Genomic DNA, 15699 nt, shown 5'->3' on the forward strand with positions numbered 1-15699 from the left:
TTCCCGCCCGCCGGGGGCCGGGGCCCTTTCCGCCCGCCGGGGGACTGGTGCTCTTCCGCCCGCCGGGGACTGGTGCCCTTTCCGCCCACGGGGGCCGGGCCGGGCGCTACTGCACCACGTGGCCGGACTGCTCCACGACCTGGCCCGACTGCTTACGGCGGGCCGCTTCCAGCTCCGCCGGACGCTGCCAGCCGCGCTCGCCCCTGGCCAGCAGCCAGGCCGTCGCCTCGGACGGCGGCATCGCGGCGGCCACCAGCCAGCCCTGGACCGCGTCGCAGCCCAGGTCCCGCAGCCGCTCCCAGGTCTCGTCGTCCTCGACACCCTCCGCGACGACCAGCAGGCCCAGAGAGTGCGCCAGATCGACGGTGCAGCGGACGATCTCCGCGTCCTCGGTGTCGACCGCCAGCCGGGCCACGAAGGAGCGGTCGATCTTCAGCTCGCTCACCGGCAGCCGCCGCAGATGCACCAGCGAGGAGTACCCGGTGCCGAAGTCGTCGAGCGACATCTTCACACCGTGCCCGGTCAGCCCCGCCAGGGTGTCGGCGGCGCGCTGCGGGTCCTCCAGCAGGACATGCTCCGTTATCTCCAGCTGGAGCGAGCCGGCCGGGACACCATGGCGGGCGAGCCGCGCCGCGACCGCCCCCGCGAAACCGGGGGTGTGGACATCGCGCGGCGAGACATTCACGGCGACCGGCACCTTCAGCCCCTGGGAACGCCACCGCGCGACCTGGGCGAGGGCGCTTTCGAGGACGTACTCGGTGAGATGCGGCATCAGGCCCGAGGACTCGGCGATCGCGATGAACTCGTCGGGAGGGACCCGGCCGCGCTCCGGGTGCACCCAGCGCACCAGCGCTTCCAGACCCGCGACCTGGCCGTCGAAACGGACCTTGGGCTGGTAGTGCAGCTCCACCTCGCCGGCGTCCAGCGCGCGTCTGAGATCCCCCAGCAGACCGAGGCGGTCGGGGGTGTTGGAGTCCCGCTTGGACTCGTACACCTCGACTCCCGTACGGTCCCGCTTCGCCTGGTACATCGCGACATCGGCCCGGCGCAGCAGCCCCTCCGCGTCGAGCGCGTGATCGGGGTAGACGGCGACTCCGGCGCTGGCCTCCAGAACCAGCGTCAGACCGTCGAGGTCCAGCGGCGAGGACAGTTCGGCCACGAGATGGCGGGCGACGCGCTGGGCGCTGGTCGTGGAGTCGCAGGTCGGCAGGAGAACCGCGAACTCGTCGCCGCCGAGCCGCGCGGCCTCCGCGCCGCGCGGCAGCGCCAGCCGGAGCCGGTCGGCAATCTGGAGCAGCAGCCGGTCACCCGCGAGATGGCCGAGCGTGTCATTGACCGAGCGGAAGCGGTCGAGGTCGATCAGTACCAGCGCGGATCTGGCGCCGAGGCTTTCCGCGTCCTCCAGCGCCGACCAGGTGCGCTCCAGCAGCCACTGCCGGTTCGGCAGACCCGTCAGCGGGTCGCGGAGCTGCTCCTCGGCCCGTGCCCTGGCGATCCACAGCGTGGAGTCCAGGGCGATCAGCGGGATGGAGAAGAGCGGCAGCAGTACCGGCACGGTCATCGCCACCACACAGATCAGCGGGGCGATACCGAGCAGGGCGACCGCGACAAGTCCCTGGCGGTACAGGGCCGTACGGGCCACGGTCGGGAGCCCGCCGCCCTGCGGGGCCAGCGCGTACCACAACAGCAGCCGGGTCACGAGCAGATGGACCCCGGCCGCCAGCACGATCTCCGGGACGGCCTCGATCCCCCAGTCGAGCGGGTCCCAGGGCTTCTCGACGGTGGGCAGCACATCGAAGAGTCTCAGGACGAGCGCGGCGGCGGCGATGCCCAGCATGTCCGCCGCGCCGTGCAGGACGCCCTGCCGCCAGCGGTGTCTGCGTGCCATACCGACCAGCACCACGACGGAGAGGCTGACGAGCACGGCGGGCACCCAGCCGTACAGCAGCAGGACGGCCAGGGTGAGGGCCGCGCCCGAGCCCGTGCCGCCCCACCAGCGGTCGCGGCCGAGCGCCACGAGATGGCCGACGATGATGCCGGTCAGCACGGCCATCGCCCAGCCCGTCGAACCGCCCGGGAAGAGCGCATGGCCGTCCCGCACCGTGCGGATGAGGCCGGCGGCCAACAGGATCCCGGCGAGTCCCACCACAAGAACGGGCGTTTTCGTCGCAGTGCCCGCAATTCCCGCGAAACCACGCGGGGGTGAGACCGGGGCGGCGCTCTCGGTCGGTTTCATTCCCGTCCCTCTCACAGCCGGCGGAGCCGATGCCACGCGATGGCACGTTGTCATGCCATCACGGCTGAAATCGCACCACGCAGCCGTGCACGACAGGCGCACATCCCAACAGTAGGCCGCGAAAGGCGTCAACGGGCAGCGCTCTACAGCTGTTGCCCGAATGCGACCTGCCCATCCGTATCCATCTGGTATGCGCCGAACGGGTGAGCTTTGCGGCCCGAACCCGACGGTCGCGCGCTACTCCTGAGGGCTCTTCGCGGCCGGCTCCGCGGACGGCTCCCCCGTGGTCCCCTCAGGGGTGTCCCCGCTGGTCCCTTCGGGGGTCTCCCCGTCCGTCCCGCCGGTCGTCTCCATGCCGGGGACCTGGGCCGTCTCCTCGGCGGCGGCCTCGGGCTCCTCGGCCGTGAGCGCGACCTCCCGGGCGGCGTCCGGGCCCTGTTCGAGCAGTACGGCGAAGCCCTCCTCGTCCAGCACGGGCACCTTGAGCTGCATCGCCTTGTCGTATTTCGAACCTGGGTTCTCACCCACGACCACAAATCCGGTCTTCTTCGAAACGGAGCCGGTCACTTTTGCGCCAAGACTCTGGAGCGCCTCTTTCGCGCCATCCCGGGTGTACCGCTCCAGGGTGCCGGTGACGACCACCGTCAGTCCCGCCAGCGGCCGCGGGCCCTCGTCCTCGCCCGCGCCCTCGTCCTCCATACGGACCCCGGCCGCACGCCACTTGCGCAGAATCTCGCGGTGCCAGTCGACCTCGAACCACTGGGTGAGGGAGGCGGCGATGGTGGGACCGACGCCTTCGACGGCCGCCAACTCCTCCTCCGTGGCCCGCTCGATCCGGTCGATCGAGCGGAACTCCCTGGCCAGCGCCTCGGCCGCGACGGGCCCCACATGGCGGATGGAGAGCCCGGCGATGATCCGGGCCAGCGGGCGCTCCTTGGCCGCCGCGATGTTCTCCAGCATCGCCAGGGCGTTCTTCTTGGGCTCGCCCTCCTGGTTGGCGAAGACCGTGGCGATCTTCTCCTCGCCGGTCTTCGGATCGCGCTTGGGCAGTCCGCTGTCCTGGTCGAGGACATACGCCTTGATGGGCAGGAGCTGATCGGCCGTCAGGTCGAAGAGATCGCCCTCGTCCAGCAGCGGGGGCGTCTCCGGCTCCAGCGGCTTCGTCAGCGCGGCGGCAGCCACATAGCCGAAGTTCTCGATGTCCAGACATTTGCGGCCGGCGAGATAGAACAGCCGCTCGCGCAACTGGGCGGGGCAGCTACGCGCGTTGGGACAGCGCAGATCGACATCGCCCTCCTTCATGGCCCGCAGCTCCGTGCCGCACTCGGGGCACACGGCCGGCATCACGAACTCGTAGGCGTCGTCGGGCCGCAGATCGATGACGGGGCCGAGGATCTCCGGGATGACATCACCGGCCTTGCGCAGCACCACCGTGTCGCCGATCCAGACGCCCTTGGCCTTCACCACGTCCTGGTTGTGCAGGGTGGCGAACTCGACCTCGGAACCGGCGACGGTGACCGGCTCGACCTGCGCGTACGGTGTGACGCGCCCCGTACGGCCCACGCCCACGCGGATGTTGACCAGCTTGGTGTTGACCTCCTCCGGCGCGTACTTCCAGGCGATCGCCCAGCGCGGGGCGCGTGAGGTGGAGCCCAGCCGGCCCTGGAGCGGGATCTCGTCGAGCTTGACGACCACGCCGTCGATCTCGTGCTCCACCGAGTGGCGGTGCTCCCCGTAATACGCGATGAACTCCCGCACGCCCTCCAGGCCGTCGACCACCTTGTTGTACCGGGCGGTCGGCAGACCCCACTCGCGCAGCAGGCCGTACGCGTGCGACAGGCAGTCGATGTCGAACCCCTCGCGCGCGCCGATGCCGTGCACCACCATGTGCAGCGGACGGGTCGCGGTGATCTTGGGGTCCTTCTGGCGCAGTGAACCCGCCGCCGCGTTCCGCGGATTGGCGAAGGGCTTGTCCCCGGCCTCCACCAGCCGCGCGTTCAGCTCCTGGAAGGCCTCCATCGGGAAGTAGACCTCGCCCCGGATCTCCACGAGGGCCGGCACGCGCTCCCCCGCCAGCCGGTGCGGAATCTCCGCGATCGTGCGGACATTGGGCGTGATGTCCTCGCCCGTGCGCCCGTCGCCGCGGGTGGCGGCGCGGGTCAGTCTGCCGTGCTCATAGGTGAGATTGACCGCGAGCCCGTCGACCTTCAGCTCGCACAGGAAGTGGTAATCCGTGGTGCCCACGTCCTTGGCGACGCGATCGGCCCAGGAGGCCAGCTCCTCGTCGTCGAAGGCGTTGTCCAGGGAGAGCATCCGCTCGCGGTGCTGGACCGCGGTGAAGTCCGTCTCGTAGGCGCCCGCGACCTTCTGGGTCGGTGAGTCGGGCGTACGCAGCTCGGGATAGGTCTCCTCCAGCGCCTCCAGCGATCTGAGCAGCCGGTCGAAGTCGCCGTCGCTGATGACGGGCTGGTCCCTCACGTAATACCGGAAGCGGTGCTCCTCGATCTGCTCGGCGAGTTGGGCGTGCTGGTCCCGCGCCTCCGCGGGCACGCTCGAACGCGCCTGTGCCGGTACTCCGGTCCGCTCTTCGCCAGCCACCGTTTCGTCCTCCCGTTCACCACGGCCCGTCACCCGGGATTGTCACTCAGGGTTGTCCGCGAGGGATCTCGCGGCCCTGACACAGTGCGCGAGCGCAGCGCGCGCGTACGCGGGTGAAGCGCCCGCGAGCCCGCACGAGGGGGTGAGCACCACGGACTCGGCGAGAGTCCCCGGATTCAGCCCCAGCCTGCGCCACAACGTTCTGACACCCATGACGCTACCGGCCGGGTCTGACAATGGGCCGTCGGTGCCCGGCACGATTCCGGCGAAGAGTTTCGTACCGCCCTCCACCGCCTCGCCGATCGACTCCTCGTCACGCTCGGTGAGCAGTCCGAAATCGAACGAGACGGCCGCGGCGCCCGCCCGCCGCAGCAGCGCGAACGGCACGTCGGGCGCGCAGGAGTGCACGACCGCCGTACCCCCGCTCACCGCGGTCACCTCCCGCAGCGCGCTCTCGACCACCTGGCGGTCCACGGCCCGGTGGGTGCGGTAACCGCTGGCCGTTCTGACCTGGCCGCGCAGTACGGCGGTGAGGGACGGCTCGTCGAGCTGGAGCACCGGTACGGCCCCCGGGATCCGGCGCCGTACCTCCGCGAGATGCCCGGTCAGCCCCTCCACCAGCGATCCGGTCAGATCACGGCAGGCCCCCGGGTCGCCGAGCGCCGACTCGCCGTTGCGCAGTTCCAGCGAGGCGGCGAGCGTCCACGGCCCGACGGCCTGAATCTTGAGCGGGCCCTCGTAGCCCTGGGTGAACTCCTCCAGCGCGTCAAGATCCTCGCCCAGCCAGGACCAGGCCCGCCGGGTGTCCCGTCCCGGCCGGTCGCCGATCCGCCAGCCGCTCGGCTCCACCCGCGCGTAGACCTCGACGAGCAGCCCCGCCGTGCGGCCGATCATGTCGGCGCCCGGCCCCCGCGCGGGCAGTTCCGGCAGATAAGGGAAGTCCTCGAAGGTGCCGGTGACGGCCTTGGCGGTCTCCCGCGCGTCACCGCCGGGCATCGAGCCGACGCCGGTGGCGGGTCCCCAGACGAGATCGCTCATCGGCCCGGCCGTACGGTCACATCGTCGATCCGCGCGTCACGCGGCAGATCGAGCGCGGCGAGGATCGTCGTCGCCACCGAACCGGGGTCGATCCAGCGCGACGCGTCGTACTCCTTGCCCTCCTGCTGATGGACCTTGATCTGCATGGGGCTCGCCGTACGGCCCGGATAGACGGAGGTCACCCGGAGCCCGTTCGGCATCTCCTCGCGGCGCAGCGAGTCGGCGAGCGCCTTCAGACCGTGCTTGGAGGCGGCGTACGCGCCCCACTCGGCGTGCGCGCTGAGCCCGGCACCCGAGTTGACGAAGATCACCTGGCCCTGGGAGACCCGGAGCTGGGGCAGGAAGAGCCGGGTCAGCTCGGCCGGGGCGACCAGATTCACGGCGAGCTGGTGCTGCCAGACCTTGGGGGTCAGCTCGCCGATCGGACCGAGGTCGACCACACCCGCGATATGCAGGAGCGAGTCGAGCCGGTCGGGCAAAGACTGCTGGGCGAGCGCCCAGGAGAGCCGGTCCGGGGCGGCGAGATCGCCGACGAGCGTACGGGCACCGGGGAAGTCCGCGCCGAGTTCCTTGGCGCGGCCGGCGTCACGGGCGAGAAGCAGCAGGTCGTCGCCGCGTTCGTGCAGACGGCGCGCGACGGCGGCGCCGATGCCCGAACCCGCACCGGTGATGAGATGGGTAGCCATGCGGTCATGGTCGCATCACCGCGGACCGCCCCGCGCACACCCGCGTTCCGCCTCCGAACAGTCCGGCGCTCGCCCTCCGGACAGGCCCGCGCACGCCCGTGCCCCCGCCCCGGACCGCCCCGCGCCCCCCGTGCTCCCGCCCCGGACCGCTCAGCGCACGCCCGCGCTCTCCTCCAGATAGGCGAGCGCGCCGACCCCGTCCTCCGCGAAGAAGACCAGGTCGGTGAGGGGCAACGGCAGGAAGCCCTCCTCGTCCATCCGCCGGAACTGCTGCTTCAGCCCGTCGTAGAAGCCCGCCGTGTTGAGCAGCACCACGGGCTTGGTGTGCAGGGCGTGCTTCTTCAGCTCCAGGATCTCCGTGGCCTCGTCCAGCGTGCCGGTACCCCCGACCATGATCACGACCGCGTCGGACTTGGCGAGGAGCAGTGCCTTCCGCTCGGCGAGATCCTTGGCGATCACCATCTCGTCGGCGCCGGGCCGCGCGAACTCGCTGAGAAAGTCCACCGAGACCCCGACCAGCCGGCCGCCGCTCTCCTGCACCCCGTCGGCGACGACCTTCATCAGCCCGCTGTCGGAGCCGCCCCACACCAGGGTGTGGCCGCCCTTGCCGATCAGCTCGGCGAATTCACGGGCGGGGCGCGTGTAGCGCTCGTCGAGATCGGCGGCGGAGAGGAAGACACAGATATTCATGGGGCAACGGTACGGGCCGGTAAGGGCCGGTACGGTCCGACCGGGAAGACCGCGCGCCGGATCGTTGCTGAAGACAGTGGCGAGAGCCGGGAAACACGGGAAACGCATGAGCCAGGAACACCGAAGGGACGGAACACCATGGCCACGGGACACACCATCACCGTCGAGCAGGGCACCGAGCATGTACGCGTCGTACGCGACGGACAGGTGCTCGCCGAGAGCCGCAGTCCGCTGGTGCTGCGGGAGACCGGCTGCCCGGTGCGCTACTACCTCCCGCCGGAGGATGTGCGTACGGAGCTGCTGACCGCCTCGGCGACCACCACCCACTGCCCGTTCAAGGGCGACGCCTCCTACTGGTCGCTGCCCGACGCCGCCGATCTGGTCTGGGGCTATCCCACGCCCAAGGCCGAAGTCGCGCAGATCAAGGGCCACTTCTGCTTCTACGACACCGAGATCGTCCCGGACTGAGAAGAAGTCCAGGACCAGGGAGGAAAGGACCGAGAAAAATCTTCGCCGTTGGGCGATGAGTTGTACGCGGCGCGCCGGTCTGCATCACCATGGACCACGTGTGTACTGCCAAGTCGGGGGACGGTACCTCCATCGCTTACCGGCGGACGGGCGAGGGCCCACCGGTGATTCTGGTCGGTGGCGCGCTCAATACGGCGGAATCACAGGCTCCGCTGGCGAAGCTGCTCGCGCCGGTCTTCGAGGTGCTCATATACGACCGGCGCGGGCGCGGCGCGAGCGGTGACACCGCTCCGTACGCCGTGGAGCGGGAGATAGAGGATCTGGCGGCCCTGATCACGGAGGCGGGCGGCAGCGCGTCCGTGTACGGCGTCTCCTCGGGCGCGGCACTCGTACTGGAAGCGGCGGCGGCCGGGCTGACGGTCACTCAGCTCGCCGTGTACGAACCGCCGTACGCCACCGATCCGAGCGACCTGGCGGAGTACGCGGCATACGCCGAGCGCCTTCCGGGTCTGCTGGCGCGCGGGCGGAGGACCGAGGCGGTCGAGCTGTTCATGACCGTCGTGGGGGTGGCGCCCGAGATCATCAGCGGAATGCGGCGGTCGCCGATGTGGCCGGATCTGACGGCGCTCGCGGAGACGCTCGCGTACGACAACGCGGTACTGGGCCCCGGGCTGGTCCCCGCCGAGCGGCTGAAGTCCATCAGGACCCGCTCGATGGTCGTGGACGGCGGATGCAGCCCGGTCCTCCTGCGGAACACGGCGAGGTCGGTGGCCAAGGCCCTGCCCCGGGGCCGCCATCGCACCCTGACCGGCCAGACCCACGATGTGGCCCCGCATGTGCTGGCACCGGTGCTGGAGGAGTTCTTCACCGCGTAGACGTCGCACGCCGCGTGGACATCGCCGCGCCGTCCGTCGCGCGGCATGGGCCCGGGATATGGGCCCACGGACCGGAGGTCCGCGCGTGACGAGATGTGAGAATCGCCCAACCTCGTTCGGTACAGGGCCACTTGGAGACCCTTGACATGGGCATGACTCACCGATAGGTCTGGTCGTTCAACGGGCGTAGACCCCGGATCCGCTCGCGCGGAGACCGTCGAACCGACCGACCAGGAGGAAGCATGTACCGACGATCGACGCCATGGAGACGGACGGCACTGTCCGCGCTCGGTGCTCTGGTCACCGCGGCGCTCATCGCCACGGCCCAGCCCGCCGGCGCCGCGCCCGCTCCCGTCGGCCCGGCGGACCGTGACTCCATGGGCCGGGCCTTCGCGCGCGCGGCCTCGGAATTCGGTGTGCCACGGGATCTGCTGGTGGCCGTCGGATACGGCGAGACCCACCTCGACGGACACCGTGGCGAGCCGAGCCAGGCCAATGGCTACGGGGTGATGCATCTCGTGAGCAATCCGCGGAGCCGCACCCTGGAGAAGGCCGCCGAGCTGACGGGCGAGCCGAGCGCCGGGCTGCGTACGGACACGGCGGCGAACATCCGCGGCGGCGCGGCCGTACTGCGCTCCTACGCCGACGGGCTGGGACTGGACGCCACGGAGCGCCGCAGCGTGGACGAGTGGTACCCGGTGGTCGCCCGTTACGGCGGAGCCACCGACACCGCCACGGCCCGGCTGTACGCCGACACCGTCTACACGCTCCTCGGGCAGGGCATCACCGCCGATGTCGCGGGCGGCGAGCGCGTCACCGTACGGCCGCGCGCCGTCGAGCCCGAGCGCGGACGGTACGCGGCGGACGCGGCCGGCGGCCGGCAGCGCGCCGCGCTCAGCCCCGACTATCCGCCCGCCGCCTGGGTCCCCGCCAACGCGGCCAACTACTCCGCCGGCCGGAGCGCGTCGATCAGCACGGTGGTCGTCCATGTCACCCAGGGCTCGTACGCCGGAACCATCAGCTGGTTCCAGAACCCGTCCTCGCAGGTCAGCTCGCACTATGTGGTGCGCTCGTCGGACGGCGCGGTCACCCAGATGGTCCGCGACAGCGACACCGCGTACCACGCGCGCTCGGCCAACTCCTCCAGCCTGGGGATAGAGCACGAGGGGTACGTCGCCGACCCGAGCTGGTTCACCGACGCGATGTACCGCTCCTCGGCCGCCCTGACGAAGTATCTGTGCGACCGGTACGGCATCCCCAAGGACCGGGCACATGTCGTCGGCCATGCGGAGGTACCGGGCAACGACCACACCGATCCGGGGCCGAACTGGAACTGGAACTACTACATGCAGCTCGTGGGCGGCAGCTCCGGCGGCGGGGGCGTGCAGCTCAACTTCGCCTCGTACTCCACCCTCAGGAGTGGTTCCACCGGCGCCCAGGTGACGGCCGTCCAGACCCTGCTGAACCAGCAGGGGTACGACGCGGGCACCGCGGACGGCATCTTCGGCACCCGGACCGTGAACGCGGTCAGGTCCTTCCAGACCGCCCGGGGTCTCACCTCGGACGGTGTCGTCGGCGCCCGTACATGGACGGCCCTGCTCGCCGCGGGCAGCACCCCGGTGGTGCGGGAAGGCAGCACGGGCGCGGCCGTGGAGCGTCTCCAGCGCGCGCTGACCGCCGCGCTCGGGCGGACGGTGTCCATCGACGGACAGTTCGGGTCGGGGACGGCGCAGGCGGTCCGTGACTACCAGAGCGGGCGTGGGCTGGGCGCGGACGGCATCGTCGGCGCGGCCACCTGGTCCGCGCTCCAGACGGGCAGGTAGACGGCGCCCCCGTCACCCGGACACGGATTTCACCCCCGTGCGGGGGCCGCACGGCCCCCGCACGGGAACGGGCCTCTCCGCGGACGGCCGACCCCGTGAGTGGCTGAGCACGGTGGGCAGCCGAGCACGGTGAGCGCCCGACCCGGTGGGCAGCCGACCCGGTGAGCGCCCGACCCCGTGAGCGCCCGAGCACGGTGGGCGCCCGATCCGGTGGGCGGTCGGCCTGGTGAGCGGCCCACCCGGTGAGCGCCCGACCGGTGAGCGCCCGACCCGGTAAACGGCCGACCCCGGTGGGTGGCCGCTCGTCAGCCGGCCAGTGCCGTCGTACGCCGCCGTGTCGTCGCGATCGTCGCCGAGCCGACCACGCGCGTGCCGTCGTACAGCACGATCGCCTGGCCGGGCGCCACCCCGCGGACCGGCTCCTCGAAGCTGACACGCAGCGTCCCGTCCGTCAGCTCCGCCGTCACCGCGGTCTCACCGCCGTGCGCGCGCAACTGGGCGGTGTAGCCACCGGGGCCCGCGGGCGCCGTACCGCACCAGCGGGGCTTGACGGCCGTCAGCGCCACGACGTCCAGCGCGGTTGCCGGGCCGACCGTCACGGTGTTGTCGACGGGCGAGATGTCCAGGACGTAGCGGGGCTTGCCGTCGGCGGCCGGATGACCGATGCGCAGGCCCTTGCGCTGGCCGATGGTGAAGCCGTACGCGCCGTCGTGGCTGCCCACCTTCGTACCGGACTCGTCCACGATGTCGCCCTCGGCCCGGCCCAGACGCTTCGCGAGGAAGCCCTGGGTGTCGCCGTCCGCGATGAAGCAGATGTCATGGCTGTCGGGCTTCTTCGCCACGGCCAGACCGCGGCGCTCGGCCTCCGCGCGGATCTCGTCCTTGGTGGTGAGGGTGTCACCGAGCGGGAACATCGCGTGTGCGAGCTGCCGCTCGTCCAGCACCCCGAGGACATACGACTGGTCCTTGGCCATGTCACTGGCGCGGTGCAGTTCCCGGGTGCCGTCCTCGCCGGTGACGACCGTCGCGTAATGGCCCGTGCACACGGCGTCGAAGCCGAGGGCGAGCGCCTTGTCGAGCAGTGCGGCGAACTTGATCTTCTCGTTGCAGCGCAGACAGGGGTTGGGGGTGCGGCCCGCCTCGTACTCCGCGACGAAGTCGTCGACGACGTCCTCACGGAAGCGTTCGGCGAGATCCCACACATAGAAGGGGATACCGATCACATCGGCCGCGCGGCGCGCGTCGCGGGAGTCCTCGATGGTGCAGCAGCCGCGGGCGCCCGTACGGAAGGACTGCGGATTCGCGGAGAGCGCCAGATGTACTCCGGTGACGTCGTGGCCCGCCTCGGCGGCACGGGCGGCGGCGACGGCGGAGTCCACGCCGCCCGACATGGCGGCGAGCACACGGAGTGGGCGCTGGGGATTCTGAGTCATAGCCTCCCCAGAGTACGGCCCGGCGGGAACCGGAGTCGCCCCGGTTTGCGTTGACGATCACATGGGCGAGAAAACACCGGGCACGGCCAGGGGCAGGGGCGGCGGCGGACGCCATCGCGCGGCCGCGGATTCCGGGGAGATCAATCGCAGGACGGTGCTGATCGGCGGCGCGGCGGCGCTGCTCGGCGGCGGTGTGCTGGCGCGTGAGAAGGTCTCGCGGCTGTGGTGGCGGGTGCCGGGCATCGACAAGCCGCGCAAGGAAGGTGAGCTGGACTACGTGTCGGCGCAGTGGGTCGCGGCCTCCCCGGCGAACTGGCGCCGGGCGGACAGGCCCGACGACTATGTGGTGGACCGCGTGGTGATCCATGTCGTCCAGGGCAGCTATCAGGTGGCGCTCAAGGTCTTCCGCGATCCGTCCCATGGCGCCGCCTCGCACTATGTGGTGCGCAAGGACGGGCATGTGGCGCAGATGATCCGCGAGCTGGACGTGGCGTACCACGCGGGCAATCGCCTCTACAACGAGCGGTCGATAGGCATCGAGCACGAGGGATGGGTGGATAAGCGGTCGTCCTTCACGGACGCGATGTACCGCTCGTCGGCGCGGCTGACGGCCGGGATATGCGCGCGGTACGACATCCCCGTGGACCGGGAGCACATCATCGGCCATGTGGAGGTCCCGGGCACGGACCACACGGACCCCGGGCCGTACTGGGACTGGGACCGCTATATGGAGCTGGTGCGGGAAGCGGGCACGGAGAGGGAGCGGACGGGCACGGTCTGACACCAGGGCGGCTGGAGCGGCCGAGCCCGACGCGAGCCGAGCCCGACGCCGGACAGGGCCTAGCTGAGCCCGGTGCTAGCTGAGCCCGGCGCTTCTGGCCCGGTCGACGGCCGGGCCGATGGCCTTCGCCACCGCTTCCACATCCGCCCTGGTCGAGGTGTGGCCGAGGGAGAAGCGCAGGGTGCCCCTGGCCAGATCGGGGTCGCTCCCGGTGGCAAGCAGAACATGGCTCGGCTGCGCCACACCCGCCGTGCAGGCCGAGCCCGTCGAGCACTCGATGCCCTGGGCGTCGAGCAGCAGGAGCAGCGAGTCGCCCTCGCAGCCGGGGAAGCTGAAGTGGGCGTTGGCGGGCAGCCGGTGGGCGGGGTCTCCGCCGAGGACGGCATCGGGGACGGCCGCGCGTACGGCCTCGATCAGCTCGTCCCGCAGGGCGCCGATGTCCTGGGCGAACCGCTCGCGCCGTTCGGCGGCGAGCCGGCCCGCGACGGCGAAGGCGGCGATCGCGGGGACGTCGAGGGTGCCGGAGCGCACATGGCGCTCCTGGCCGCCGCCGTGCAGTACGGGTACGGGGGTGTACTCACGGCCCAGCAGCAGGGCGCCGATGCCGTACGGGCCGCCGATCTTGTGTCCGGAGACGGTCATCGCGGCGAGCCCCGAGGCACCGAAGTCCAACTCCGTCTGGCCGAAGGCCTGGACGGCGTCGGAGTGCAGCGGAATCCCGAACTCCGCGGCCACCTCCGCCAGTTCACGGACCGGCAGAATCGTGCCGATCTCGTTGTTGGCCCACATCACGGTGGCGAGGGCGACATCCCCCGGCTCGCGCGCGATGGCCTCGCGCAGTGCCCCGGGCAGCACCCGGCCGTAGGAGTCGACCGGCAGATACTCGACGGTCGCGCCCTCGTGCTCACCGAGCCAGTGCACGGCGTCGAGGACGGCGTGGTGCTCCACGGGACTGGACAGGACCCTGGTCCTGGCCGGGTCCGCGGCGCGGCGGGACCAGTACAGGCCCTTCACGGCGAGGTTGTCGGCCTCGGTGCCGCCCGAGGTGAAAACCACCTCGCTGGGCCGTGCGCCAAGGGCCTCCGCGAGCGTCTCGCGGGCCTCCTCGACGGTACGGCGGGCCCGGCGGCCGGCGGCATGGAGCGAGGAGGCGTTGCCGGCGAAGCCGAACTGGGCGGTCATCGCCTCGATCGCCTCCGGCAGCATCGGAGTGGTCGCGGCGTGGTCGAGGTAAGCCATGGTGAGCTCGATTCTACGAGTCACGGAAGCCGTACACGCGCCCGGTCCGCACCGGCCACGCCCCACACCCCACCGGACCGGCCGCCGGCACCGCGACCGGACCCCCGGCACGGCACATCCGGATCCCCGGCCCGCGCCACCGAGTTGGCAGCGCCCCGAGGAGACCGGCTCCCCCGCCCATGGTGCGCGGGGCCCGCCCGGCCGGGGCCATGACCCGCCGGGGCGTCAGCCGCGTGGCGCGCGGGCGAGTTGGCGGGACTGGGCCACCAGGCGGTCCGCGCTGTCCCAGATCTCCGCGTCCTCCTCAAGGAAGCCTCCGGCGAGGTTACGGGTGGTGAGGGCGACCCGGAGCGGGCCCGGCGCCGGGCGGCAGCGGACATGGGTGGTCAGTTCGACCGTCGGGGTCCAGCCCTTGAGGCCCATCTCGAACGCGGTCGGCGGCAGCGCGTCCACGACCAGCAGCAGCGCGAGCGGATCGGCGTCACGACCGTCCGCGAAGCGGAACCAGCCGCGCATCTCGCCCAGCCCGGAGGGAGCGCCGACGGCCCAGCCGACCGTCGCCGGGTCGAGCCGCAGATCGAGCCGGTCGATCATCGCGAAGTCGCCGGGCGGCGGCGGCCCGTCGGCCGAGCTGACACAGCGCTCCAGCGGTGGGATCCCGGGCGGCTTCGCCGCCGTCCGCACATCGTCGGGCAGCGCGTCCAGATCGCCGTACGAGGCGAGCACCCTGATCCGCTCGACCTCGGAGCCGTCCTCGGCGGTCTGGAAGAGGGACGCCTGGCCGGTGGAGAGCGTACGGCCGGTCCGTATCACCTCCGTACGCACCACGGCGGGGCCGGGTGTGGACGGTGTGAGGTAGTGCGCCGAGACGGCGAACGGGTCCGTGTGCGGCAGGGTGTCGCCGAGCGCGCGGCCGATCAGCGCCAGCAGATAGCCCCCGTTGAGGACGTTCATGATCGTCCATCCCGGGGAGAGCAGCGCGTCGTGGACGCCCGGTTCCCGCAGGGTGAGGGCCGTAGCGCGGTCGAACTCGCTGTCGCCGATGGACGCGATGGATGCCTGTGCCATGGAAGACAACCCTACAAGATGGCTGTACTAAGCAGTAGCTTACGAGGGTTACAGCCGTGCGAACTCCGGCTCCTCCGCCGCGGCCGACCGCCGGTTCCAGGCGCGCGGCGCCCGCCAGTGGAAGCGCATCGCCAGCAGCCTCAGCGCGAACGCGGTGAGGACGGCGAGCCCGCTGGTCACCCCGTTCAGCGCGTCGAGGCGGATGCAGAGCGCCACCATCGCGGCGCCGACGATGGCCGGTACGGCGTACAGATCGCGGTCCCAGCGCAGCAGCGAGGGCACCTCGTTGGCGAGGACGTCGCGCAGCACACCGCCGCCGACCGCCGAGCCGAGACCGAGCACCACCGAGGCGGTGAGGCTGAGGCCGTACTCGTACGCCTTGGTGGTGCCCGTGACACAGAAGAGGCCGAGCCCCGCCGCGTCGAAGACATTGACCGCGCCCTGGATCCGCTCGACCTGCGGATGGAGGAAGAACACCAGGGCCGTCGCCACCAGTGGCATGGAGAAGTAGCCGAGATCGGTGAAGGCCGCGGGCGGGACCGCGCCGATGATCAGATCGCGGAGCAGGCCCCCGCCGAGCGCGGTGATCTCGGCGAGCACCGCCATACCGAAGACGTCGAAGTTCTTGCGCACGGCGAGCAGGGCGCCGGATATCGCGAAGACGAAGATCCCGGCGAGGTCCAGACCGTGCTGGACGGAGGGCGTGAAGAGGTCGTGGAACACCCGGTCATTGTGCAGCGCACGAACGACGCGCGGCACGGGGG

13 protein-coding genes are annotated in these 15699 nt (G+C 71.3%); 4 read left to right on the top strand and 9 right to left on the bottom strand.

All coding sequences use genetic code 11. From position 1 onward, the window contains the following. Positions 1-106: 106 nt before the first annotated feature. From OG214_RS11475 to OG214_RS11495, 5 genes are all read right to left on the bottom strand, one after another. The gene (locus OG214_RS11475; RefSeq protein ID WP_363081918.1) at positions 107-2236 is read right to left on the bottom strand and encodes a bifunctional diguanylate cyclase/phosphodiesterase; all 2130 of its coding nucleotides are present in this window, start codon (positions 2234-2236) and stop codon (positions 107-109) included. A gap of 237 nt (positions 2237-2473) precedes the next feature. After that, positions 2474-4834, bottom strand: a complete 2361-nt coding sequence (gene ligA / locus OG214_RS11480) for an NAD-dependent DNA ligase LigA (protein ID WP_363081917.1) — start codon at positions 4832-4834, stop codon at positions 2474-2476. 42 nt (positions 4835-4876) lie between these two features. Next, entirely contained in the window at positions 4877-5872 is a 996-nt protein-coding gene (locus OG214_RS11485; protein ID WP_405984672.1) for a methionine synthase, read from the bottom strand. Beyond that, on the bottom strand, positions 5869-6558 hold the full coding sequence (locus OG214_RS11490; protein WP_405984673.1) for an SDR family oxidoreductase: 690 nt from the start codon (positions 6556-6558) through the stop codon (positions 5869-5871). Before OG214_RS11490 ends, OG214_RS11485 begins: the two co-directional genes overlap by 4 nt. Positions 6559-6708: 150 nt before the next feature. Beyond that, a complete protein-coding gene (locus tag OG214_RS11495; protein ID WP_405984674.1) occupies positions 6709-7248 on the bottom strand; it encodes a TIGR00730 family Rossman fold protein in 540 nt (179 codons plus the stop codon). A 138-nt stretch (positions 7249-7386) separates the two neighbouring features. On the opposite strand from OG214_RS11495, the gene OG214_RS11500 reads away from it, so the two are divergent. The 3 genes from OG214_RS11500 to OG214_RS11510 all read left to right on the top strand — a co-directional run bounded on the left by OG214_RS11500 (position 7387) and on the right by OG214_RS11510 (position 10414). After that, on the top strand, positions 7387-7716 hold the full coding sequence (locus OG214_RS11500; protein ID WP_363081913.1) for a DUF427 domain-containing protein: 330 nt from the start codon (positions 7387-7389) through the stop codon (positions 7714-7716). An 89-nt stretch (positions 7717-7805) separates the two neighbouring features. Beyond that, positions 7806-8591, top strand: coding sequence for an alpha/beta fold hydrolase (locus OG214_RS11505; protein ID WP_405984675.1), 786 nt, complete (start codon positions 7806-7808; stop codon positions 8589-8591). Between the two features lie 242 nt (positions 8592-8833). Next, positions 8834-10414, top strand: coding sequence for an N-acetylmuramoyl-L-alanine amidase (locus tag OG214_RS11510; protein ID WP_405984676.1), 1581 nt, complete (start codon positions 8834-8836; stop codon positions 10412-10414). 305 nt (positions 10415-10719) lie between these two features. Here OG214_RS11510 and mnmA read toward each other — a convergent pair whose 3' ends face one another. Further along, a complete protein-coding gene (mnmA, locus tag OG214_RS11515; RefSeq protein ID WP_363081910.1) occupies positions 10720-11847 on the bottom strand; it encodes a tRNA 2-thiouridine(34) synthase MnmA in 1128 nt (375 codons plus the stop codon). A 61-nt stretch (positions 11848-11908) separates the two neighbouring features. Between mnmA and OG214_RS11520 the strand changes: the two genes are divergently transcribed. Further along, entirely contained in the window at positions 11909-12628 is a 720-nt protein-coding gene (locus tag OG214_RS11520) for an N-acetylmuramoyl-L-alanine amidase (RefSeq protein WP_405984677.1), read from the top strand. Between the two features lie 75 nt (positions 12629-12703). Here OG214_RS11520 and OG214_RS11525 read toward each other — a convergent pair whose 3' ends face one another. From OG214_RS11525 to OG214_RS11535, 3 genes are all read right to left on the bottom strand, one after another. Beyond that, positions 12704-13867, bottom strand: coding sequence for a cysteine desulfurase family protein (locus OG214_RS11525; RefSeq protein ID WP_405984678.1), 1164 nt, complete (start codon positions 13865-13867; stop codon positions 12704-12706). 225 nt (positions 13868-14092) lie between these two features. Further along, the gene (locus OG214_RS11530) at positions 14093-14935 is read right to left on the bottom strand and encodes a thioesterase family protein (protein WP_363081907.1); all 843 of its coding nucleotides are present in this window, start codon (positions 14933-14935) and stop codon (positions 14093-14095) included. A 48-nt stretch (positions 14936-14983) separates the two neighbouring features. After that, the gene (locus tag OG214_RS11535) at positions 14984-15658 is read right to left on the bottom strand and encodes a trimeric intracellular cation channel family protein (RefSeq protein WP_363081906.1); all 675 of its coding nucleotides are present in this window, start codon (positions 15656-15658) and stop codon (positions 14984-14986) included. Between the last annotated feature and the right edge of the window lie 41 nt (positions 15659-15699).

This window comes from Streptomyces sp. NBC_00872 (genome assembly GCF_045161915.1).
In the GTDB taxonomy this organism is placed as follows: domain Bacteria; phylum Actinomycetota; class Actinomycetes; order Streptomycetales; family Streptomycetaceae; genus Streptomyces.

Excerpts from the sequence above, each read along its gene's own strand:
- OG214_RS11475 (WP_363081918.1), bottom strand. The coding sequence starts at position 2,236 with ATGAAACCGACCGAGAGCGCCGCCCCGGTCTCACCCCCGCGTGGTTTC.
- OG214_RS11485 (WP_405984672.1), bottom strand. The coding sequence starts at position 5,872 with ATGAGCGATCTCGTCTGGGGACCCGCCACCGGCGTCGGCTCGATGCCC.
- OG214_RS11490 (WP_405984673.1), bottom strand. The coding sequence starts at position 6,558 with ATGGCTACCCATCTCATCACCGGTGCGGGTTCGGGCATCGGCGCCGCC.
- OG214_RS11495 (WP_405984674.1), bottom strand. The coding sequence starts at position 7,248 with ATGAATATCTGTGTCTTCCTCTCCGCCGCCGATCTCGACGAGCGCTAC.
- OG214_RS11500 (WP_363081913.1), top strand. The coding sequence starts at position 7,387 with ATGGCCACGGGACACACCATCACCGTCGAGCAGGGCACCGAGCATGTA.
- OG214_RS11505 (WP_405984675.1), top strand. The coding sequence starts at position 7,806 with ATGGACCACGTGTGTACTGCCAAGTCGGGGGACGGTACCTCCATCGCT.
- OG214_RS11510 (WP_405984676.1), top strand. The coding sequence starts at position 8,834 with ATGTACCGACGATCGACGCCATGGAGACGGACGGCACTGTCCGCGCTC.
- mnmA (WP_363081910.1), bottom strand. The coding sequence starts at position 11,847 with ATGACTCAGAATCCCCAGCGCCCACTCCGTGTGCTCGCCGCCATGTCG.
- OG214_RS11520 (WP_405984677.1), top strand. The coding sequence starts at position 11,909 with ATGGGCGAGAAAACACCGGGCACGGCCAGGGGCAGGGGCGGCGGCGGA.
- OG214_RS11525 (WP_405984678.1), bottom strand. The coding sequence starts at position 13,867 with ATGGCTTACCTCGACCACGCCGCGACCACTCCGATGCTGCCGGAGGCG.
- OG214_RS11530 (WP_363081907.1), bottom strand. The coding sequence starts at position 14,935 with ATGGCACAGGCATCCATCGCGTCCATCGGCGACAGCGAGTTCGACCGC.